This is a genomic window from Pseudomonas sp. LG1D9, assembly GCF_002949995.1.
GTDB lineage: Bacteria > Pseudomonadota > Gammaproteobacteria > Pseudomonadales > Pseudomonadaceae > Aquipseudomonas > Aquipseudomonas proteolytica.
The window spans coordinates 1,811,396-1,832,747 of record NZ_CP026881.1 but is presented as its reverse complement, the minus strand read 5'-3'; the positions used below and the strand labels follow the sequence as shown (position 1 = coordinate 1,832,747).

General features: G+C 61.7%; 21 protein-coding genes. 14 read left to right on the top strand and 7 right to left on the bottom strand.

What is annotated here, in order from left to right; all coding sequences use genetic code 11:
• Positions 1-35 precede the first annotated feature (35 nt).
• The gene (locus C5F71_RS08775; protein ID WP_029292268.1) at positions 36-242 is read left to right on the top strand and encodes a hypothetical protein; all 207 of its coding nucleotides are present in this window, start codon (positions 36-38) and stop codon (positions 240-242) included.
• Position 243: 1 nt separating this feature from the next.
• Here the strand turns inward: C5F71_RS08775 and C5F71_RS08770 are convergent, their stop codons facing one another.
• Both C5F71_RS08770 and C5F71_RS08765 read right to left on the bottom strand, forming a co-directional pair.
• Positions 244-1,560, bottom strand: coding sequence for a bifunctional DedA family/phosphatase PAP2 family protein (locus tag C5F71_RS08770; protein ID WP_029292267.1), 1,317 nt, complete (start codon positions 1,558-1,560; stop codon positions 244-246).
• 143 nt (positions 1,561-1,703) lie between these two features.
• Positions 1,704-2,387, bottom strand: coding sequence for a DNA-3-methyladenine glycosylase (locus C5F71_RS08765; RefSeq protein WP_070995655.1), 684 nt, complete (start codon positions 2,385-2,387; stop codon positions 1,704-1,706).
• 177 nt (positions 2,388-2,564) lie between these two features.
• Here C5F71_RS08765 and C5F71_RS08760 point away from each other — a divergent pair, with 177 nt between their 5' ends.
• The 13 genes from C5F71_RS08760 (at position 2,565) to C5F71_RS08700 (ending at position 15,077) form a co-directional block, all read left to right on the top strand.
• Positions 2,565-3,830 carry a glutamate-5-semialdehyde dehydrogenase gene (locus C5F71_RS08760; protein ID WP_029292265.1) on the top strand — a complete coding sequence of 422 codons (1,266 nt, stop codon included), beginning with the start codon at positions 2,565-2,567 and terminating at the stop codon, positions 3,828-3,830.
• A complete protein-coding gene (gene nadD / locus C5F71_RS08755; RefSeq protein WP_029292264.1) occupies positions 3,830-4,474 on the top strand; it encodes a nicotinate-nucleotide adenylyltransferase in 645 nt (214 codons plus the stop codon). Before C5F71_RS08760 ends, nadD begins: the two co-directional genes overlap by 1 nt.
• Positions 4,475-4,544: 70 nt before the next feature.
• Positions 4,545-5,039 (top strand): ribosome silencing factor, encoded by a 495-nt coding sequence (rsfS, locus tag C5F71_RS08750; protein WP_032861691.1) that lies wholly within the window; start codon positions 4,545-4,547, stop codon positions 5,037-5,039.
• A gap of 9 nt (positions 5,040-5,048) precedes the next feature.
• Positions 5,049-5,516 carry a 23S rRNA (pseudouridine(1915)-N(3))-methyltransferase RlmH gene (gene rlmH, locus C5F71_RS08745; RefSeq protein WP_104910974.1) on the top strand — a complete coding sequence of 156 codons (468 nt, stop codon included), beginning with the start codon at positions 5,049-5,051 and terminating at the stop codon, positions 5,514-5,516.
• 15 nt (positions 5,517-5,531) lie between these two features.
• Positions 5,532-7,427 (top strand): penicillin-binding protein 2, encoded by a 1,896-nt coding sequence (gene mrdA, locus C5F71_RS08740; RefSeq protein ID WP_029292261.1) that lies wholly within the window; start codon positions 5,532-5,534, stop codon positions 7,425-7,427.
• Between the two features lie 31 nt (positions 7,428-7,458).
• Entirely contained in the window at positions 7,459-8,562 is a 1,104-nt protein-coding gene (rodA, locus tag C5F71_RS08735; RefSeq protein WP_050492738.1) for a rod shape-determining protein RodA, read from the top strand.
• A gap of 17 nt (positions 8,563-8,579) precedes the next feature.
• Complete coding sequence (gene mltB / locus C5F71_RS08730) at positions 8,580-9,590, top strand: lytic murein transglycosylase B (RefSeq protein ID WP_029292259.1); 1,011 nt, start codon at positions 8,580-8,582, stop codon at positions 9,588-9,590.
• Positions 9,590-10,585: a septal ring lytic transglycosylase RlpA family protein gene (locus C5F71_RS08725; RefSeq protein WP_029292258.1), complete on the top strand. Its 996-nt coding sequence runs from the start codon at positions 9,590-9,592 to the stop codon at positions 10,583-10,585. The genes mltB and C5F71_RS08725 overlap by 1 nt, the downstream gene beginning before the upstream one ends.
• A 183-nt stretch (positions 10,586-10,768) precedes the next feature.
• Entirely contained in the window at positions 10,769-11,926 is a 1,158-nt protein-coding gene (locus C5F71_RS08720; RefSeq protein WP_029292257.1) for a D-alanyl-D-alanine carboxypeptidase family protein, read from the top strand.
• An 85-nt stretch (positions 11,927-12,011) separates the two neighbouring features.
• A complete protein-coding gene (locus C5F71_RS08715) occupies positions 12,012-12,287 on the top strand; it encodes a DUF493 domain-containing protein (RefSeq protein ID WP_015886061.1) in 276 nt (91 codons plus the stop codon).
• A complete protein-coding gene (gene lipB / locus C5F71_RS08710; protein WP_029292255.1) occupies positions 12,287-12,934 on the top strand; it encodes a lipoyl(octanoyl) transferase LipB in 648 nt (215 codons plus the stop codon). Before C5F71_RS08715 ends, lipB begins: the two co-directional genes overlap by 1 nt.
• Before the next feature lie 25 nt (positions 12,935-12,959).
• Complete coding sequence (gene lipA, locus C5F71_RS08705) at positions 12,960-13,961, top strand: lipoyl synthase (protein WP_166647861.1); 1,002 nt, start codon at positions 12,960-12,962, stop codon at positions 13,959-13,961.
• 153 nt (positions 13,962-14,114) lie between these two features.
• Positions 14,115-15,077, top strand: coding sequence for an LD-carboxypeptidase (locus C5F71_RS08700; RefSeq protein WP_104910973.1), 963 nt, complete (start codon positions 14,115-14,117; stop codon positions 15,075-15,077).
• 55 nt (positions 15,078-15,132) lie between these two features.
• Here C5F71_RS08700 and C5F71_RS08695 read toward each other — a convergent pair whose 3' ends face one another.
• From C5F71_RS08695 to leuS, 5 genes are all read right to left on the bottom strand, one after another.
• On the bottom strand, positions 15,133-16,458 hold the full coding sequence (locus C5F71_RS08695; protein ID WP_104910972.1) for a lytic murein transglycosylase: 1,326 nt from the start codon (positions 16,456-16,458) through the stop codon (positions 15,133-15,135).
• A 61-nt stretch (positions 16,459-16,519) separates the two neighbouring features.
• Positions 16,520-16,684, bottom strand: coding sequence for an alternative ribosome rescue factor ArfA (arfA, locus tag C5F71_RS08690; protein ID WP_003176285.1), 165 nt, complete (start codon positions 16,682-16,684; stop codon positions 16,520-16,522).
• A 148-nt stretch (positions 16,685-16,832) separates the two neighbouring features.
• Positions 16,833-17,870, bottom strand: coding sequence for a DNA polymerase III subunit delta (gene holA, locus C5F71_RS08685; RefSeq protein WP_029292250.1), 1,038 nt, complete (start codon positions 17,868-17,870; stop codon positions 16,833-16,835).
• Between the two features lie 39 nt (positions 17,871-17,909).
• Positions 17,910-18,515, bottom strand: a complete 606-nt coding sequence (gene lptE / locus C5F71_RS08680; protein WP_104910971.1) for an LPS assembly lipoprotein LptE — start codon at positions 18,513-18,515, stop codon at positions 17,910-17,912.
• A 90-nt stretch (positions 18,516-18,605) separates the two neighbouring features.
• Entirely contained in the window at positions 18,606-21,212 is a 2,607-nt protein-coding gene (gene leuS, locus C5F71_RS08675) for a leucine--tRNA ligase (protein ID WP_104910970.1), read from the bottom strand.
• Positions 21,213-21,352 lie beyond the last annotated feature (140 nt).

Here is a 21,352-nt window from a genome sequence, read left to right as displayed (position 1 = left end):
AGTGGAGCTTCAGCCACTACTATCAGGGAATGAACATGATTCGATTGCCGCCATCGGAGCAGCCGATCTGGGATGCTTTTTTTGTCAGTGTGACCGCGCAATTGATTCAGCAGGCTGGCGATCGTGGCCCGGAGTACATTGCCGAGCGGGCTGCCGAAATCGCCGATGAGATGTTGTTCGAACGCCGGGAGCGCTGTGCTGAGCGGCGTAGCACTCCCGTGGACTGGGTTGGTCCGGCCTAGATCAGTAGGCGTAGCGCAGCAAAGCGTGGGAGGTCCCGGTCAGGGCAAAGAACCCCAGAACCGCCACGCATCCCGGCACGATCAGCCACCAGACCTTTGGCGCCATGGGCGGTAGCGAGCTCTGGCGCTGGCTCAGCGTTAGGCTGAAGGCGCAAACCGTCATTGCCAGCAAGGTGCCAGCCAGGATATCGCTCGGCCAGTGCGCCCCCAGATACACCCGTGACAGTGCAATGGCGGCGGCCGGGATCGCCCCGAGCAGCAGCCAGGCCAGACGCATGCGAATCGGTTGGCCGCGACCGGCCAGCACCGCCAGCGCGAGGAAGAACGCAAACGAGCCCGAGGCGTGACCGCTGGGCATGCTGAAGCTGGTCAGCGGGTCGACGAGGATTTCTGGTCGGCCACGGGCAAAGAACAGCTTGCTCCCGGTATTGATCAGCGCGGCGCCCAGCAGTGTGGCGCCGACAAAGATCCCCTGGCGCCATTGCCGTGCCAGGAACAGCAGGCCGGTCAGCACGGCGCTGGCGACGAACATCTTCTTGAACTCACCCAACTGCGTGATCATCACCATGACCCGGTCCATGGTTGGGCTGCGATGCTCCTGGACCAGGGCCATCAATCCCTGGTCAAAGTGGTTCAGGTACGGATAACCGATAAACATCGCAATCAACAAGGCCAGGCTGGCGCAGCCCACCCACAGAGTGGCGCGGCGGTGGCCGCGCAGGGTGCTGTTGAGGGCGATACCGAACAACACGGCCAGGCAGGCGGCAACCACCCCAGCCTCAGGCCAGAACCCTTCGGGCAGCGGCAGGCGGAACGCTGCACCTGCGGCCCAGCCAGGCAACAGGTAGGCGACCGACCAGCCGGCGGCGGCCAGCACGCTGACGGCAGCAAAGCGCGGGAATGGCATGTCGCACATCCCTGCGACCATGGGCAGCATGGGGCGCAGTGGGCCAATGAAGCGTCCTACCAGCAGGCTGACGATGCCGTACTTCTGAAAGTAGGCCTCGGCCCCGTCCATCCATTCGGGATGATGACGCAGGCCGGGCAGGCGCCGGATGTTCTGGTGGAAATGCCGACCCAGGTAGTAGGAAATCCCATCGCCCAGCAGCCCGCCGAGCAAGCCCAGCAGCAAGGTCTCGCCCAGGGACAGCGCGCCGCTGCCGGCCAGTGCGGCAATGGCGAACAGCAGCACCGTACCCGGCACGATAATCCCGGCGATGGCCAGGCATTCCACAAAGGCGACGATAAACACCGCTGCCGCCAGCCATTGCGGATTGAGGGTCAGCCAGCCGGTAATGCCATCGAGCCATGGGCCCATACAATCACTCCATCAATGAACCGCTACCTGGAATGCGCTTCTCAAAACACCGGCGACCCTTGTAGGGGCTGGCAAGCCAGCTCCTACAGGGCATCGGCTGTGTTGCAGATGCCATTTCCAGCAGAAACGGTTGTTTCAGATATTCAAATCAAAACGTAATCGCGGCCTTCGACCTGGCCGCGTCGCAACGGGTTCCGCGTGCAATAGGGTGCGAAGTCAGCATCGACGAAGCGATACATCAGGTGTTCATCGCGCCCGCCGGGAATGCCCAGGCGGGTGGTCTGGATAATTTGCGTGGGCGCCAGGCCCACATCCTCCACGTAGAGCAGCGCCTGGTCGAAGCGCTTGGCGTCCCACATCGGCACTTTCAAACCCAGGGCCTTGCACAGCAACGTCTGCCCGGCGCAGAGCTTGTGGGCCGGGCGCGGGCGGCCGCTGGCGTCGGGATTGTTCAACAGCATCTGTGCCAGGCTTGCAGGCCCTGAAACCTCATCCACCCACGGGTAGGCCGACTTGATCAGCACGGCATTGCCCGGCCCCTGGGCGCTGAAGTTCAGGGAGTCGCCACCACGGGCGTAGTACATATAGATGTGGCCGCCATCCAGAAACAAAGCCTTACGCTTTTCTGTGTAGCCGAGGGACGCATGGCTGCCTTTTTCGGCCAGGTAATAGGCTTCGGTTTCAATAATTCGCGCCGACAGCCACACCTCGCCGACACGATGACGGATGACTTTGCCCAGCAAATCTTTCGCGAGCGTTTGTGCGTCGCGGTCGAAAAACCCATCAGGCAGGGGCTTGGCGGGGTACTTGGGGGGTGAACTGGACATAACGAAGGGCGGTTGCGTAGGCCAAATGTGACAGGATGATATCAACTCCAGGCTTAATCACCGCTGAACGTCGAGTTTTTACAGTTCATTTCGACCATCCGCCCCTCACCGCTGTCCGTAGGACGGCGCGACAGCTATAATCTGCCGCTTTCCTCTTTGCCAAGACCCCACCAGACCATGACTGAGTCCGTTCTTGACTACATGACCCGCCTGGGTCGCGCTGCCCGTCAGGCCTCGCGGTTGATCGCCCGTGCGAGCACCGCGCAGAAGAACCGTGCCCTGCTGGCTGCCGCCGATGCTCTGGATGCCTCGCGCTCCGAGTTGACCGCCGCCAACGAGTTGGACCTGGCCAACGGCCGGGCCAATGGTCTGGAACCGGCATTGCTGGATCGCCTGGCGCTGACGCCGGCACGTATCGACGACATGATCGAAGGGCTGCGCCAGGTGGCCAAGCTGCCTGACCCCATCGGCGAAATCCGCGACATGCGCTACCTGCCGTCAGGCATCCAGGTTGGCAAGATGCGCGTGCCCCTGGGCGTGATCGGCATCATCTATGAGTCGCGCCCGAACGTGACCATCGACGCCGCTAGCCTGTGCCTGAAGTCCGGTAACGCCACCATCCTGCGTGGCGGCTCAGAGGCCATCAACTCCAACCGCGCTATCGCCGCCTGCATCCAGCAGGGCCTGGCCGTGGCAGAGTTGCCGGCCGAAGTGGTGCAAGTGGTAGAAACCACCGACCGCGCGGCCGTGGGCGCGTTGATCACCATGCCTGAGTTTGTCGACGTGATCGTGCCGCGCGGTGGCAAGAGCCTGATCGAGCGCGTCAGCCGTGATGCCAAGGTGCCAGTGATCAAGCACCTGGATGGCGTCTGCCACGTCTTTATCGATGTGGCGGCCGATCTCGACAAGGCGATCCGCATTGCCGATAACGCCAAGACCCATCGCTATGCGCCGTGCAACACCATGGAAACCCTGTTGGTCCATGCCGGTATTGCCGAGCGCGTGTTGCCGCCGCTGGCTGCGATCTACCGTGACAAGGGCGTGGAACTGCGGGGTTGCGAGCGTACCCGGGCGCTGTTGGGCAGCGATGTGATCGAGGCGACCGAGCAGGATTGGTACACCGAATACACCGCGCCGATCCTGTCGATTCGGATCGTCGACGATCTGGACCAGGCCATCGAGCACATCAACACCTACGGCTCCAAGCATACTGACGCCATTGTTTCCGAGCATTTCAGCGATGCCCGGCGTTTCCTTAACGAAGTGGATTCCGCTTCGGTGATGATCAACGCCTCGACACGCTTTGCCGATGGCTTCGAGTATGGCCTGGGGGCGGAGATCGGGATTTCCACCGATAAGCTGCATGCCCGTGGGCCGGTTGGCCTGGAAGGCCTGACCAGCGAGAAGTACGTGGTGTTTGGTGACGGTCATGTGCGCACTTGATGGGTAAACGCATCGGGCTGTTCGGCGGTACCTTCGACCCCGTGCACATCGGCCATTTGCGCAGTGCCCTGGAAGTGGCGGATACCCTCGGGCTGCAAGAGCTGCGGCTGATCCCCAACGCCAGGCCGCCGCACCGGGACACGCCGCAAGTCAGCGCGCAGGAGCGCCTGGCGATGGTGCAGTGTGCGGTGGCCGGCATTGCCCCGTTGGTGGTGGACGACCGCGAACTCAAGCGCGATAAACCGTCCTACACTATCGACACCCTGGAACAGACGCGGGCCGAGTTGGCCGCCGATGACCAGTTGTTTCTGCTTTTGGGCTGGGACGCATTTTGCGGACTGCCCACTTGGCATCGCTGGGAAGAGTTGCTCCAGCATTGCCACATCCTGGTTTTGCAACGCCCGGATGCCGACAGCGAACCGCCGGATGCCTTGCGCAACCTGCTGGCAGCGCGGTCGGTAAGTGACCCACAGGCCCTGACCGGGCCGAGCGGGAATATTGCATTCGTCTGGCAGACCCCGCTTGCGGTGTCCGCCACCCAGATCCGTCAACTGCTGGCCAGCGGTAAGTCGGTACGTTTCCTGGTGCCTGACGCGGTCCTGGCCTACATCGATGCGCACGGGCTTTACCGTGCGTCGAACTGAAAAGGCGCGCTTGAAGGCACGAATAATCGTGTATTGAAGCGCCCGAACTATTGAGCAAAACGAGTTTTATATGACGAACAAAGACGTAAGCAAAGTTAAGCGCAAAGGCACGTTCAAGAGCGCACCGTTGCCGGTGGAAGCCCTGTTGGTCCCGGCTCCTGAGGGTGAAGCGCTGGTAGCGCTGGCCGTCGCGGCCCTGGAAGACGTGAAGGCCCAGGACATTCAGGTCCTGGACGTGCGTGACAAGCAAAGCATCACCGACTTCATGATCATCGCCACCGGTACCTCCAACCGCCAGATCGGCGCGATGCTGGACAAGGTTCGCGAAGCCGTCAAAGCCCAGGGCGTCAAGCCATTGGGTGAAGAAGGCAAGGGCGACAGCGACTGGGTGCTGGCTGACCTGGACACCGTGATCGTACACATGATGACCAGCAACGCTCGCCAGTTCTACGACCTGGAGCGTCTGTGGAAAGGCGCCGAGCAGAGCCGTGCCGCCGATGGCAAGCACCACAGCCCGGAAGTCGGTCACGCGCACTTCGACAAGCTCAACAAAGACCAGGAATAAGGAACGGCTGTGCGCCTGCGTCTGATTGCTGTCGGTTCACGCATGCCCAAGTGGGTGGAAGAAGGCTGGCATGAGTATGCCAAGCGTCTGCCATCCGAGCTTGCGCTGGAACTGGTGGAAATACCGCTCAACACCCGGGGCAAGAACGCCGACGTGGCGCGTTTTATCCGTCAGGAAGGCGAGGCGATGCTGGCCAAGGTCGGTACCAACGAGCGCATCGTCACCCTTGAGGTGCACGGCAAGCCCTGGAGCACCGAGCAGTTGGCGGTGGAGCTGGATCGTTGGCGCCTGGACTCGCGTACGGTCAACTTCATGGTCGGCGGCCCCGAGGGGCTGGCGCCGGAAGTCTGCGCGCGGGCCGATCAGCGCTGGTCGCTGTCGCCCCTGACGTTGCCCCATCCGCTGGTGCGGATCCTGATTGGTGAACAGCTGTATCGCGCCTGGACAGTTCTGTCCGGGCACCCTTACCACAAATAGTCTGCGCCCTGCCTGATGACCCAGCCGATCCGCATCAAGGACCACGAGAAAGACGCACGCCTTGTACGCGCGCGGGTGATCTTTGGCGCTATCGCGGTGGTGGCGTTGATGTGCGTGTTGATCGCCCGTCTGTATTACCTGCAGGTGATTCAGTACGAGTATCACTCCACGTTGTCGGAAAACAACCGGGTGCATGTGCAACCGATTCCGCCGACCCGTGGCCTGATTTTCGACCGCAATGGTGTGGTGATCGCCGATAACCGGCCCAGTTTCAGCCTGAGCATGACCCGCGAACGCTCCGGTGATTGGCCGCAGGTCCTCGATGTGATCGTCGAGGTGCTGCAACTGACCCCGGAAGACCGTGTGATCTTCGAAAAACGCATGAAACAGGGGCGCCGCCCGTTCGAACCGGTGCCGATCCTGTTTGAGCTGACCGAAGAACAGATCGCCAGGATTGCGGTGAACCAGTTCCGCCTACCGGGTGTGGAAGTGGTGGCGCAGTTGGTGCGCCACTACCCGCAAGGGGCGCACTTTGCCCACTCGGTTGGTTACATGGGGCGGATCAACGAGAAAGAGCTGAAAACCCTCGACCCGGTCAATTACAGCGGTACGCACCATATCGGCAAAACCGGTATCGAGCGTTTCTACGAGCCGCAGTTGCACGGCCAGGTGGGTTACGAGGAAGTCGAGACCAACGCCCGCGGCCGCGTGCTGCGGGTGCTCAAGCGGACCGACCCGATTCCCGGCAAGGACATTGTCCTGAGCCTGGATATCAAGCTGCAGGAGGCCGCAGAAATGGCCCTCGGCGGGCGTCGTGGCGCGGTGGTGGCGCTGGATCCGAACACGGGCGAGGTGCTGGCGATGGTCAGCCAGCCGAGTTTCGACCCCAACCTGTTCGTGACCGGGATCAGCTTCAAGGCCTATGCCGAATTGCGCGACTCCATTGACCGACCACTGTTCAACCGGGTGCTGCGCGGTCTGTATCCGCCGGGCTCGACCATCAAGCCGGCGGTGGCGATTGCCGGCCTGGACGCGGGCGTGGTCACCGCTTCCAGCCGGGTCTACGATCCGGGCTATTACATGTTGCCCAACTACGATCACAAGTACCGTAACTGGAACCGCACCGGCGACGGCTATGTGGACCTGGACACGGCGATCATGCGTTCCAACGACACCTACTTCTATGACCTGGCCCATAAGCTGGGGATTGATCGTTTGTCGACCTACATGGGCAAGTTCGGCCTGGGTCAGAAAGTATCCCTGGACATGTTTGAAGAATCCCCGGGCCTGATGCCTTCCCGGGAGTGGAAGCGCGCCACCCGTCGCCAGGCCTGGTTCCCGGGCGAGACCCTGATCCTGGGGATCGGCCAGGGCTACATGCAGGCCACCCCCTTGCAACTGGCCCAGGCCACGGCGCTGGTGGCCAGCAAGGGCAAGTGGATTCGCCCGCACCTGGCCAAGACCATCGAGGGTGAAAAGCCGGTGGATGAGAACCCGATTGCGGACATCATCCTGCGCGACCCGTCCGACTGGACCAAGGTCAACCACGGTATGCAGCAAGTCATGCACGGTGCCCGGGGCACGGCGCGCAAGGCCGCCGCTGGCGCGCAGTACCGGATTGCCGGCAAGAGCGGTACCGCCCAGGTGGTGGCAATCAAGCAGGGCGAGAAGTACGACCGCTCCAAGGTCCAGGAACGCCATCGCGACCACGCCTTGTTCGTCGGTTTTGCCCCGGCCGACAACCCGAAGATCACCGTGGCGGTGATGGTCGAGAACGGCGAGTCCGGTTCCGGCGTGGCCGCCCCGGTGGTGCGCCAGATCATGGACGCCTGGTTGCTGGACCAGGACGGCAAGCTCAGGCCTGAGTTTGCCAACCCTTCAAGCGCGGAGGCTACGGCCCGTGAAGAGTAATTTTGACCGCATTCTCTCCAGTGAGGATGTGATGCGTCGCCGCGCCACCTTGTTGCAGCGCATGCACATTGATGGCCCCTTGCTGATCCTGCTGCTGACCCTGGCGGCCGGCAGCCTGTTCGTGCTGTATTCGGCCAGTGGCAAGAACTGGGATCTGTTGATCAAGCAGGCGTCGTCGTTTGGCCTGGGCCTGTTGTCGATGGTCGTGATCGCCCAGCTGGAGCCGCGCTTCATGGCGCGCTGGGTGCCGCTGGGCTACGTCGCCGGCGTACTGTTGCTGGTGGTGGTGGACGTCATGGGGCATAACGCCATGGGCGCCACCCGCTGGATCAATATCCCCGGGGTGATTCGCTTCCAGCCGTCGGAATTCATGAAGATCCTGATGCCGGCCACGATCGCCTGGTACCTGGCCAAGCGCACCTTGCCGCCGCAGCTCAAGCATGTGGGGATAAGCCTGATCCTGATCGGCATTCCCTTCATCCTGATTGTGCGCCAGCCGGACCTCGGCACCGGCCTGCTGATCCTCGCCGGCGGTGCGTTCGTGCTGTTCATGGGCGGCCTGCGCTGGCGCTGGATCGTCAGCGTGCTGGTGGCGGCCGTGCCGGTGGCTGTCGCCATGTGGTTCTTTTTCATGCATGACTATCAGAAACAGCGGGTCCTGACCTTCCTCGATCCCGAGAGCGATCCGCTGGGCACCGGCTGGAATATCATCCAGTCCAAGGCCGCGATCGGTTCCGGCGGCGTGTTTGGCAAGGGCTGGTTGCTGGGCACCCAGTCCCACCTGGACTTCCTGCCGGAAAGCCACACCGACTTTATTATTGCGGTGATGGGCGAGGAGTTCGGCCTGGTGGGTATCTGCGCACTGCTGTTGATCTACTTGTTGTTGATCGGGCGCGGCCTGGTGATTACCGCACAAGCGCAGACGTTGTTCGGCAAATTGCTCGCCGGTGCGCTGACAATGACTTTTTTTGTTTACGTTTTCGTCAACATCGGTATGGTCAGTGGCCTGCTGCCGGTGGTTGGGGTGCCGTTGCCGTTCATTAGCTACGGCGGAACTTCGCTGGTGACATTACTGTCAGCGTTTGGGGTTTTGATGTCGATCCATACCCATCGCAAGTGGATCGCACAGGTTTGAATAAGGTGAAGATGTCAATGCAAGCAATGCGCGGCTGGGCTGCTCGATACGCGTCCTGTCTGGGCCTGTTGGGCGCCTTTGGCGCTTCGCCGCCCGCCCTGGCCGGCGATTACGACGGCTCGCCCCAGGTCGCCGAATTTGTCGGTGAGATGACCCGTGACTATGGTTTCGCCGGCGAACAACTGATGGGCGTATTCCGCGAGGCGCAGCGCAAGCAGTCGATCCTCGACGCGATCTCCCGGCCCGCCGAGCGCGTCAAGCAGTGGAAGGAATATCGTCCGATGTTCCTGACTGACGCCCGCGTGGCCAGGGGCGTGGATTTCTGGCGGCAGCACGAGGCCGTGCTGGCCCGCGCCGAGCAGGAATATGGCGTGCCGGCCCAGGTGATCGTGTCGATCATCGGCGTTGAAACCTTTTACGGGCGCAATACCGGCAGTTACCGGGTGATCGACGCCTTGTCGACCCTGGGCTTCGATTACCCGCCCCGTGCCGAGTTTTTCCGCAAGGAACTGCGTGAGTTCCTGCTGCTGGCCCGCGAGGAGCAGGTCGACCCGTTGACCCTCAAAGGCTCCTACGCCGGCGCCATGGGCCTGCCACAGTTCATGCCCAGCAGCTTTCGCGCCTACGCCGTGGATTTTGACGGTGATGGCCATATCAATATCTGGAGCAATCCCGATGATGCCATTGGCAGTGTTGCCAGTTACTTCAAGCGTCATGGCTGGGTAGGTGGCGAACCGGTGGTGATCCGTGCGGACGTCACGGGCGATCGCGCCGATGAGGGCCTGACCCAGGGCATCGAGCCGGTGAAAACCGTCGGGGAGTTGCGGGCGCTGGGCTGGTCAAGTCATGATGCGCTGCGCGATGATATGCCGGTTACCGCCTTCCGCCTGGAAGGTGCAGACGGCCCGGAATATTGGATGGGCCTGAAGAATTTTTACGCAATCACGCGTTATAACCGCAGTGTGATGTACGCCATGGCCGTGCATCAGCTGTCAGACATGCTGGTTCAAGCACGGGGCGTCAAGTAATGCGGGTATCGCCGATCAATAAACCGCTCAAGCTGGTGGCGCTGGCCGCATTGTCCTTGCTGGTTGTCAGTTGCTCCACCAGCCGAGCGCCGGTGCAGAAGGCCGGTGGCCCGGTAGTCCGCGCGCAGCCGGGGCTGGACATCAACCGTGCCCACAAGGACGGCGCGCCGTGGTGGGACGTCGACGTCTCGCGTATCCCGGATGCCACGCCGACCCTGCATACCGGCAACTACAAAGCCAACCCCTACACGGTGCTGGGCAAGACCTACTTCCCGCTGCAAGAGTCCAAGAACTACGTGCAGTCGGGCACGGCGTCCTGGTACGGCACCAAGTTCCACGGCCAGAACACCGCCAACGGCGAGGTCTATGACCTGTACGGCATGAGCGCTGCGCACAAGACCCTGCCGCTGCCTGCCTATGTGCGCGTGACCAACCTGGACAACAACCGCACGGTGATCCTGCGGGTCAACGACCGTGGGCCGTTCTATTCCGACCGAATCATCGACTTGTCCTACGCCGCCGCGAAAAAACTCGGCTATGCCGAAACCGGCACGGCGCGGGTCAAGGTCGAAGGCATCGACCCTGCCCAGTATTGGGCGCAGCGCGGCAAGCCGGCGCCATTGATGCTCAACGAACCACAAAGCGCGCAACCGCAGATCACCGCTTCGGCGGGCAAGGTCGAGCAGTGGACGCCGCCGCCCCAGCAACACGCCGCGCCAGTCGTGGCCGTGCCACAGGCGGCGCCGGGCAGTGCGGCTGGCGGGCAATACCTGCAAGTCGGCGCTTTCGCCAACCCGGATGCGGCAGAACTGTTAAGGTCCAAGCTCAGCGGGATGGTCAGCGCGCCGGTGTTTATCAGCTCCATCGTGCGTAACCAGCAGACCCTGCACCGTGTACGCCTGGGCCCCATCGGCTCGGCGGGCGAGATTGCCCAGGTGCAGAACAGCGTGCGACTGGCCAACCTGGGTCAGCCCAGTGTGGTCAGCGCCGAATAAGCAGTAGCGGATCTAGGGTGCTGGTGCGCTTGCGTGCCGGGGCCCTGGTTGCAGGCTCGTCGAATAATAAAAACCCGAAGGCAAGGGTTGAGCTGGCAACTGAATACGCGACAGCCTGGCAACGGGTTGTCTGAATAGTTTTGCCCGCGAGGGCAAGTTTCCATAAGCAATTTCGAGAGACGGATGAACATCACCACCTTAGCCAAACGCCTGTGCCTGCTTGTCCCGCTGATCATCGCGCCCGCTGCCTGGGCCGTCGAAATGATGCCAGCGCCACCGCAACTGGCTGCCAAGTCCTACGTGCTCATGGATGCCGCCAGCGGCAACGTGCTGGTCGAAAACAATGGTGACCAGCGCCTGCCGCCGGCCAGCCTGACCAAACTGATGACCGCCTACATCGCGACCCTGGAAATCCGTCGTGGCCAGATCGGTGAAAACGATCCGGTAACCGTCAGCGAAAACGCCTGGCGTACCGGCGGTTCGCGGATGTTCATCAAGGTCGGCTCCCAGGTGACTGTCAGCGACCTGCTGCACGGCATCATCATCCAGTCCGGTAACGACGCCAGCGTCGCCCTGGCCGAGCACATTGCCGGCAGCGAAGATGCATTCGCCGACATGATGAACAAAACCGTGACTGACCTTGGCATGACCAACAGCCACTTCATGAACCCGACCGGCCTGCCGAACCCAGACCACTACTCGTCGGCCCATGACATGGCGATCCTGGCGCGCGCGATCATTCGTGTCGACCCGGTGCACTACGCCATCTACTCCCAGAAAGAGTTCTTCTGGAACAACATCAAGCAGCCTAACCGCAACCTGCTGCTGTGGCGTGACAAGACTGTGGATGGCCTGAAAACCGGCCACACCGACGAAGCCGGCTACTGCATGGTGTCCTCGGCTGTACGTGATGGCCAGCGCTTGATCGCCGTAGTGTTCGGCACCAACAGCGAGCAGGCTCGTGCGGCTGAAACCCAGAAGCTGCTGACCTACGGTTTCCGCTTCTTCGAAACCCAGACCTTCTACCAGAAGGGCGCTGAACTGGCCCAGGCTCCGGTCTGGAAAGGCACCGAGCGTCAAGTCAAGGCCGGACTGGCTGATGACCTGACCCTGACCATGCCTAAAGGCCAGCTGAAGAAACTGGCTGCCAGCATGACCATGAACCCACAACTGACCGCACCTATCGCCAAGGGCGATGTGATCGGTAAAGTCGAAGTGAAGCTGGACGACAAAGTCGTACACAGCGCCGATCTGATCGCGCTCGACGCCGTTGAGGAAGGTGGTATCTTCCGCCGCGTGTGGGATAGCATCCGTCTATTCTTCTACGGCTTGTTCAACTGATTGTGTGCACCCGCAAAGCCCCGCGTTGATCCGACGCGGGGCTTTGCCCGTCGCCACGGCTTACCGCTTACGAGGCCGTTACGCCATGACCGATAAAGAAGTAAAGGCGCCAAAGATCGAATTCCCGGTGGTGGACTATCCCATCAAGGTGATCAGCGATACCGGTGTAGGCCGTAAAGACCTGATCCTCGAAATCGTGCGCAAGCACGCTACGATCAACGATCAGCGCGTGGATGAGCGCTCCAGCTCTACCGGCAAATACACCACGATCCAGTTGCACATCGTTGCGACTGATCAAGACCAGCTCTACAACATCAACAGTGAACTGCGGGCCACCGGCTTCGTGCACATGGTGTTGTGATGTCACAGGTCCTGGGCTTTCGCGAGCTCGGCCAGATGGCCTACGAGCCGGTTTGGCATGCGATGCAACGGTTCACCAACGAGCGCGGCACTTCGGCTCCTGATGAAATCTGGCTGGTGGAACACCCGCCAGTGTTCACCCAGGGCCAGGCTGGCAAGGCCGAACATCTACTACTTCCGGGTGATATTCCGGTGGTGCAGGTCGACCGAGGTGGCCAAGTGACTTACCATGGGCCCGGGCAACTGGTGGCCTATCTGCTGCTGGATGTGCGCAAGCTGGGTTATGGCGTGCGCGAGCTGGTCAGTCGCATGGAAAACTGCCTGATCGAACTCTTGGCCAGCTACGGCGTAACGGCAGCGGCCAAGCCCGATGCACCTGGTGTGTATGTCGACGGCGCGAAAATCGCCTCCCTGGGCCTGCGCATCCGCCATGGTTGTTCCTTTCATGGCCTGGCCCTGAACGTGGACATGGACCTGGCGCCGTTTCGCCGGATCAATCCCTGTGGTTACGCCGGTTTGGCCATGACCCAGTTGAGCGATCACGCAACACCCATAGAATTTGCCGAGGTTAGTGCCCGGCTGCGCGCGCAGCTCGTCAAACACCTCGACTATGCTGAGCAGACGACCCTGACGGGCGGAATCGACTGATATGACTACTGATGTTGTGCAAACCATGATCCCGACGCTGGACATTACCGACCGTCCGGCCCCGGCTCCGCGTGCCAAGGTGGAAGCCGGCGTCAAGCTGCGCGGCGCCGAGAAGGTTGCACGCATCCCGGTGAAGATCATTCCGACCACCGAACTGCCGAAAAAGCCCGACTGGATCCGCGTCCGCATCCCGGTTTCGCCGGAAGTCGACCGTATCAAGGCGCTGCTGCGTAAACACAAGCTGCACAGCGTGTGTGAAGAAGCCTCCTGCCCGAACCTGGGTGAGTGCTTCTCCGGTGGCACCGCCACCTTCATGATCATGGGTGATATCTGCACCCGTCGTTGCCCGTTCTGCGACGTTGGCCATGGCCGGCCGAAGCCACTGGACGTCAACGAGCCAGAAAGCCTGGCTATCGCCATTGCCGACCTGAAGCTCAAGTACGTGGTCATCACCTCGGTAGACCGCGACGACCTGCGTGACGGCGGTGCCCAGCACTTTGCCGACTGCATCCGCGAAATCCGCAAGCTGTCGCCGAACGTGATGCTTGAGACCCTGGTCCCGGACTACCGCGGCCGCATGGATGTCGCCCTGGAAATCACCGCTGCCGAGCCGCCAGATGTGTTCAACCACAACCTGGAAACCGTGCCACGCCTGTACAAGGCTGCGCGCCCGGGTTCGGACTACCAGTGGTCGCTGACCCTGCTGCAGAAATTCAAGCAGATGATGCCGCACATCCCGACCAAGTCCGGCCTGATGCTGGGCCTGGGCGAAACCGACGATGAAGTGATCGAAGTAATGAAGCGCATGCGCGAACACGACATCGACATGCTGACCCTCGGCCAGTACCTGCAGCCATCGCGTAGCCACTTGCCGGTACAGCGCTTCGTGCACCCGGACACCTTTGCCTGGTTTGCCGAAGAAGGCTACAAGATGGGCTTCAAGAACGTCGCGTCGGGTCCGCTGGTGCGTTCGTCGTACCATGCCGACGAGCAGGCCAAGCTGGTCAAGGCGAGCCTGGTTTCGTAAGCCGCACCGCAATCAATGTGGAGTGCGGGCTTGTGTGGGAGCGGGCTTGCCCGCGATAGCATCACCTCGGTGCAACTGATATACCGAGGCGCCTGCATCGCGAGCAAGCCCGCTCCCACATTGGGTTCTGCGCTACAGATAGGGAGAACATGGATGACCGCTCAAGCGAGTGCCGTCGTACCCGCGTTGCGAGTTGAAGGCACTATCGGCCTGATCGCCCCCGCCGGCCCTGCCGCGCTGGATGTGGAAAAGGCCGGGCAATGGATGCGTACCCGTGGCTACGAGCTGCGGATCTTCTCGGGGGTGTACGAGCGCGACGGCTACCTGGCCGGCAGCGATAAAGTACGCCTGCGCGACCTGCATGCAGCCTTCGCCGACCCCGATATCGACGCCATCTTCTGCCTGCGCGGTGGCTACGGCACTCCACGTTTGCTCGACGGCGTGGATTTCGCCCTGCTGGCCGCCAACCCCAAGCCCTTCGTCGGCTACAGCGATATCACCGCGCTGCACTTGGCGATCAGCCGCTACGCCGGTTTTGTGACCTTCCACGGCCCGATGCTCAATGCCGACCTGCTCGGTGACAAGCAACAACCCACCGAATCATCGCTGTTCAGCCTGCTGCGTGGGCAACTGGGGGCTGGCAGTGTGCTGGCGCACCCGGTGGCCTACCCGTTGACCACCGTTGAGCCAGGCATCGCCAGTGGGCGCCTGCTGGGGGGCAACCTGTCAATGATCGCGGCCGTGATGGGCACGCCGTTCGAAATCGATGCCGAGGGCATCATCCTGTTTATCGAGGACGTCAACGAACCGATCTACCGCATCGACCGCCTACTGACGCATTTGCGCCTGGCGGGCAAGTTGGCGCAGGTTCGCGGTGTGCTGGTGGGGGATGTAGCGGGGGTAGATAGCGCGGCGCTGGACAGGCTGCTGAAACAGACGTTCGCATCGTTATGCATCCCGGTCCTGTCCGGATGGCGCAGCGGTCATTGCGACCCGAACCTGACCTTGCCGATGGGCGCTTTGGTGCGCCTGGATGCGGGGGAGCAGCGGTTGGTGTTGGAGCAGGATGTGGTGCGTAAGCCTGACTTTAGTGGGCCAGTGCTTTTTGTTGACTAGGCACTGCGCTGTGACGAACGGGCTTTTGTGACAAGCCCGCTCACCACCAAGCCCATCAGCGGTTCTGCAACGACTCCAGTAACTTCACCGTCGGGTACCCATCCGCCGGCCAGCCCAACGACTGCTGGGCCGCACGAATCGCCTTGCGCGTATTGGCGCCGATAATCCCATCCGGGTTGCCCGCCTCATAACCCTTGGCACTCAACACCGTCTGCAACTCGATACGCTGGGAGCGGGTCAGTGGCAGTTCGTCCGTTGGCCAATCCCCGCGAATCACGCCGCCCCCGCCAAAACGCTCGGACAACAGGCCGACTGCCAGGGCGTAGGACGACGAGTTGTTGTACTTGAGGATCGCGCGGAAGTTATCCAGCACCAGGAATGCCGGGCCACGGTGGCCTGCCGGCAGCAGCAGGGCAGCGGAGAGGGTGTCTACGTTGGGCGGCACGCTGGCGCCGGCCGGCACCTGCAGCCCGAGTTTCAACCATTCGCCCACCGGCTTGCGCACCACGCCATCGGCCAGGGCGTAGTCGAAGTTCGTTGGCAATTGCTGCACTTCAAAGCCCCACGGCTGGCCCTTCTGCCAGCCAGAGCTTTGCAGGTAGTGCGCGGTGGAGGCGAGGGCGTCGGCGGAGCTGTTCCAGATGTCGCGGCGTCCGTCACCGTCGAAGTCCACGGCGTGGGTGTTATAGGTGGTTGGAATGAACTGGGTCTGGCCCATGGCACCGGCCCAGGAACCGCGCATCTGTTCGGCTGGGATATCACCATGCTGGATGATTTGCAGCGCGGCCAGCAATTGCGCCTGGGCGAATGCCGGGCGGCGGCCTTCGTAGGCCAGGGTCGCCAGGGAGCGGATCACCGAGTTGTTGCCCTGGAAGGAGCCGAAGTTGCTTTCCATGCCCCACACCGAGACCAATACCTGGCGGTCCACGCCGTAGCGTTGTTCGATGCTTTGCAGAATATCGGCATGCTTGATCAGCAATGCCTGGCCATTGCGCACGCGCAACGCCGACAGGGCACCGTTAAGGTATTCCCACACCGGCCGGGAGAACTCCGGTTGGCTGCGGTCGGCACGGATGATCGCCATGTCAGGGGTGACGTTGGCGAAGGCGCTGTCGAACACTGCAGGCGTAATGCCGGCCTTCAGGGCTTCGACGCGAAAACCCGCCTGCCATTCGGCGAAGGTCTGGGTCGGTTGGATATCGAGATTGGTCACGGCCAGGGGCGCAACTACGGCGGGTGCAGCAACCGGTGCGGTCTGGAGTGTGGGCAGGGGCTGAGCGTCGGCGGCGGTGGGTTTTTCGGCGCAGGCGACTAACAGGATCAGGCTGGAGGCAGCAATCAATTGGCGAAGGTGCCAACGACGGGAAAGACTAGAGGGCATGCACAGGTCCAGGAAATACGAATCAGGTGCAGACCTTATCATGCCAGAGGGGCACTTGCCTTCAGGCAGCCAGAAAGTAAGAAGCCTCCCAGCTATTAGACTGGAAGGCTTCGCGGCGGTAGCTGCCTTTGCCTTTGCCGGCTCGTTCCTGGCGACTGCGGAACAACGGCTGGGCGATGATGGATTTGGCCTTGTTGGGGCCATGCTTGGATGGCTTTTTGCTCATGATCGGTGCTCTCCGATAGGTGGGTAATGCGCTGCGAATCATCTGCCGAAGTTGGCCGGCTGTCCAGCCCGGCGCGATGTAGGACATGGCCTCGGTCTGAATGTGAAATGCCGCTCCCACATTGTTTTGTGTTGCTCTGGAGGATTTATTATTCGGCAGGCAGTGTCAGGCGTTGGCCGGACATAAGCAGCGACAAACGACTCAAACTCATCCACGGCGACCCGGCAGCCTGGCCCTTGATCTGCGCATCGATGCGCTGGGCTTCGAGCAACAATTGCGCCCAGCGTTGCGCCGAGTGCCGTTGCAGCGCCTTGCTCATCAGGGGCTTGCGTTTGTCCCAGACCGGCGGGCGGGCCTGGCTGAAACATTTGTCCAGTGGCGTGCCCTGGCTGTATTGCAGGGCAATATTGGCCAGCACGCGCAGTTCGCGGGCCAGGGCCCAGAGAATCACTGGCGGCTCCACACCTTCGCCGCGCAGCCCTTCGAGCATGCGCAGGGCATGCGCCGGTTCGCCATTGAGGATCGCGTCCACCAGCCCGAATACGTCAAACCTTGCACTGTCGGCCACCGCACCTTGCACGGTTTCAACGGTGATCTGCCCGTCTTCGGCCATCAGCTTGAGCTTTTCGATTTCCTGGGCGGCGGCCAGCAGGTTGCCTTCGACCCGAGCCGCAATCAGCTCGACAGCATCTTGGGTGGCAGACAGCCCGGCTTGCGACAAGCGCTGGCGAATCCATTGCGGCAACTGGCTGCTGTCGACTGGCCAGATCTGGATGAACTGGGTTTGCGCCCCTTCCACCAAGGCCTTGCCCCATTTGGTTTTCTGCGCGCTGCCATCGAGCTTGGGCAGGCTGATCAGTAACAGCGTGTCCTCGGCGGGGCGTGAACAGTATTCCATCAGGGCTGCCGCGCCTTTATCCCCAGGCTTGCCCGAGGGCAGGCGCAACTCCAGCAAGCGTTTTTCGGCAAACAGCGACATGCTGGCCCCGGCCTGGAGCAGGGTGCCCCAGTCGAAGCTGGCATCGGCGCTGAACACTTGGCGTTCATCAAAGCCTTGCTGGCGCGCAGCCTGGCGAATGGTGTCGGCGGCTTCCTGGCACAGCAGCGGATCATCGCCACTGACGATGTACACAGGCGCGAGGTTGCCTTGCAAGTGTTTGGCGAGTTGGGCGGGAGCGAGTTTCATAGGCAGGATGAACGGGGCGCTTGACGCGCCCCGTCTGGTTTACTCGGCTGGGACTTCAACAGGCGATTGCTTGGGGATGCTGTTTTCATAGTCTTGCGCGGCTTTCAGCGCTTCGGCATCCGCCTTGGCCTTGGCGTCGGCAGTCTGCTGCAGGGCATCCAGTTGGGCCGGGCTGATCATTTGCAGGCGTAGCACCATACGCTGGACCAGGTCACGGCGCATTTCAGTGCGCACCTGATTGACCTCGGTGTCCGAGCCGACCAGATTGTTGCCGTCATGAGTCACGACCTTCTGCACTTGCAACTTGTCGCTGATCAGCGGCAGTTGGTCGTGGCCCTGGATCTGGAACATGAGAATGTTGCTCAGCTCGATGTCCGAAGAGCGGCCGGCACTGGCGTAGCTGAGATTACGCTGGGTTTCTTTCTCGTCGATCAGTACCAGCTTGTAAGCTGCACCGGGATAGACTTTGACGCCGCTGTTTTCCAGGGTTTGGCGCAGCTGGGTCACGGTTTCGCCATAGGCGTTGCGTGCGCTGACATCCAGTTCCTTGATCGCCAGTTCCGTGGTGCCGGTGCCGCGCAGCTGGAAGCCGCAAGCGCTCAGCAATACGGCAAGGCCCATAACCAGCAGGTTGCGTTTGATCATTTTATTGCTCCCCTTGAAACCATGTGGGCCTTATCGAGGCCCTGGAGGTTTTGTTCGGCGCCAGGGTTCTTGCCCCGGCGCCCGATCCGATTAGCTAGCGACGATATTGACCAGTTTGCCGGGCACCACGATCACTTTGCGGATCGTCAGGCCTTCGGTGAAGCGCAGCACGTTCTCATTGCAGCGAGCAGCGGCTTCGACTTCTTCACGGCTGGCGCTGGCGGGCATGTCGATCTGGCCGCGCAGTTTGCCGTTGACCTGAATCACCAGTTGCAGCGTGTCCTGTACCAGGGCGCTGTCATCCGCGACCGGCCATGTAGCGTCGATCACCGCGCCGCTGTGGCCCAACTGGCTCCACAGGTCGTGGCTGATGTGCGGAGTAATCGGCGCCAGCAGCAGCACGACGGTTTCCAGGCCTTCCTGTACCAGCGCGCGGTCCTGCTCGGTGACCTGCGGGGCTTTTTCCAGCACGTTCATCAGCGTCATCACCTGGGCGATAGCGGTGTTGAACTTGTGATGCTGGCCCACGTCCTGGCTGGCTTGCTTGATGGCCAGGTGAGTGCTGCGGCGAATGAGTTTTTGCTCATCGTTCAGCGATGCCACGTCCAGTTTGCCCGGCAAGCCCTGGCTGACATGGGCATGGGCCAGGCGCCAGACGCGCTTGAGGAAGCGGTGCGAGCCTTCGACGCCGGAGTCCGACCATTCGGCGCTCATATCGGGCGGCGAGGCGAACATCATGAACAGGCGGCAGGTATCGGCGCCGAACTGATCGATCATCGACTGCGGGTCAACGCCGTTGTTCTTCGACTTGGCCATTTTCTCAGTGCCGCCGATTTCCACCGGCAGGCCGTCGGATTTCAACTTGGCGCTGATCACCTTGGCCTTGCTGTCACGCTCCAACTCGACGTCCGCCGGGTTGAACCAGGTGTAGGCGCCATTGGCTTCGCGGCGATAGTAAGTGTCGGCGATCACCATGCCTTGGGTCAGCAGGTTCTTGAACGGCTCGTCGGAGCTCACCAGGCCTTCGTCGCGCATCAGCTTGTGGAAGAAGCGCGCGTAGAGCAGGTGCAGAATCGCGTGTTCGATACCGCCGATGTACTGATCCACCGGCAACCAGTGGTCGGCTGCGGATTTTTCCACCAGGCCGCCTTCATAGTGTGGCGAGGCGTAGCGGGCGTAGTACCACGAGGACTCGACGAAGGTGTCCATGGTGTCGGTTTCACGCTTGGCAGGCTGGCCGCATTTCGGGCAGGTGCACTCGTAGAACTCGGGCATGCGCGCCAGCGGCGAGCCGGCGCCGTCTGGCACCACGTCTTCTGGCAGTACCACCGGCAGTTGGTCTTCCGGCACTGGCACATCGCCACAGCTTTCGCAGTGGATGATCGGGATCGGGCAGCCCCAGTAGCGCTGGCGGCTGATACCCCAGTCGCGCAGGCGGAACTGGGTGCGCGAGGCACCAAGGTTTTTCTTGATCAGGGCGACTTCCATGGCGTCGAAAGCGCCTGCGAAGTCCAGGCCGTCGAACTCGCCGGAGTTGATCAGGGTGCCGTGCTCGCCGTAGGCGTCTTGCCACGGGGCCGGGTTGCTGTCGCCGGAGCTGGTACGTACCACCGACTTGATCGGCAGGTTGTACTTGGTGGCGAATTCGAAGTCGCGCTCATCGTGGGCCGGTACGGCCATTACTGCGCCATCGCCGTAGTGCATGAGCACGTAGTTGGCGACCCACACCGGCAGTTTTTCACCGGTCAGCGGGTGCTCGACGAACAGGCAGGTCGGCAGGCCTTTTTTCTCCTGGGTGGCGACGTCGGCTTCGGCCACGCTGCCGCCTTTGCATTCGGCGATAAAAGCCTGCAGCTCAGGATTGTTCTTGGCGGCCAGGGTGGCCAGCGGGTGTTCCGCGGCCACGGCGACGTAGGTCGCGCCCATCAGGGTGTCCGGACGGGTAGTGAAGACTTTCAGTGCGCCCTCGGCGCCGATGGAATCGACGTTGTACGGGAACTGCACTTCCATGCCCTTGGACTTGCCGATCCAGTTGCGTTGCATGGTCTTGACCTGTTCAGGCCAGCCCGGCAGGTCGTCGAGGCTCGACAAGAGTTCATCCGCGTAGGCGGTGATCTTGAAGTAGTACATCGGGATTTCGCGCTTCTCGATCAGCGCGCCGGAACGCCAGCCGCGACCGTCGATCACTTGCTCGTTGGCCAGGACGGTCTGGTCGACCGGGTCCCAGTTCACGGTGCCGCTTTTTTTGTAGATCACGCCTTTTTCGAACAGGCGAGTGAACAGCCATTGTTCCCAGCGGTAGTAATCCGGCTTGCAGGTGGTCACTTCGCGGGACCAGTCCACGGCCAGGCCCAGGCTGCGCAGCTGGGACTTCATGTAGGCGATGTTTTCGTAGGTCCACTTGGCGGGCGCTACGTTGTTTTTCATCGCGGCGTTTTCCGCAGGCATGCCGAAGGCGTCCCAACCCATAGGTTGCAGGACGTTCTTGCCGAGCATGCGCTGATAGCGGGAAATCACGTCGCCGATGGTGTAGTTACGCACGTGCCCCATGTGTAGTTTGCCGCTGGGGTAAGGGAACATCGATAGGCAGTAGTAAGTCTCCTTGCCTGGCTGTTCACTGACTTCAAAGGACTTTTGCTCATCCCAGAAAGTTTGGGCGGCATTTTCTATTTCACGGGGCTGATATTGTTCGTGCATGGCTACTTTTGAACTGAATAGGGGTGGCCTAATCCTCTTCGGTGCATTGTCCGGGTTGATCGACACCAAAAAGCGGCGCGTCCGTGCCCAAACCCTGCGGGAAGTGGAGTTACAGGAAGCGCCGTAGCATACATGACCCC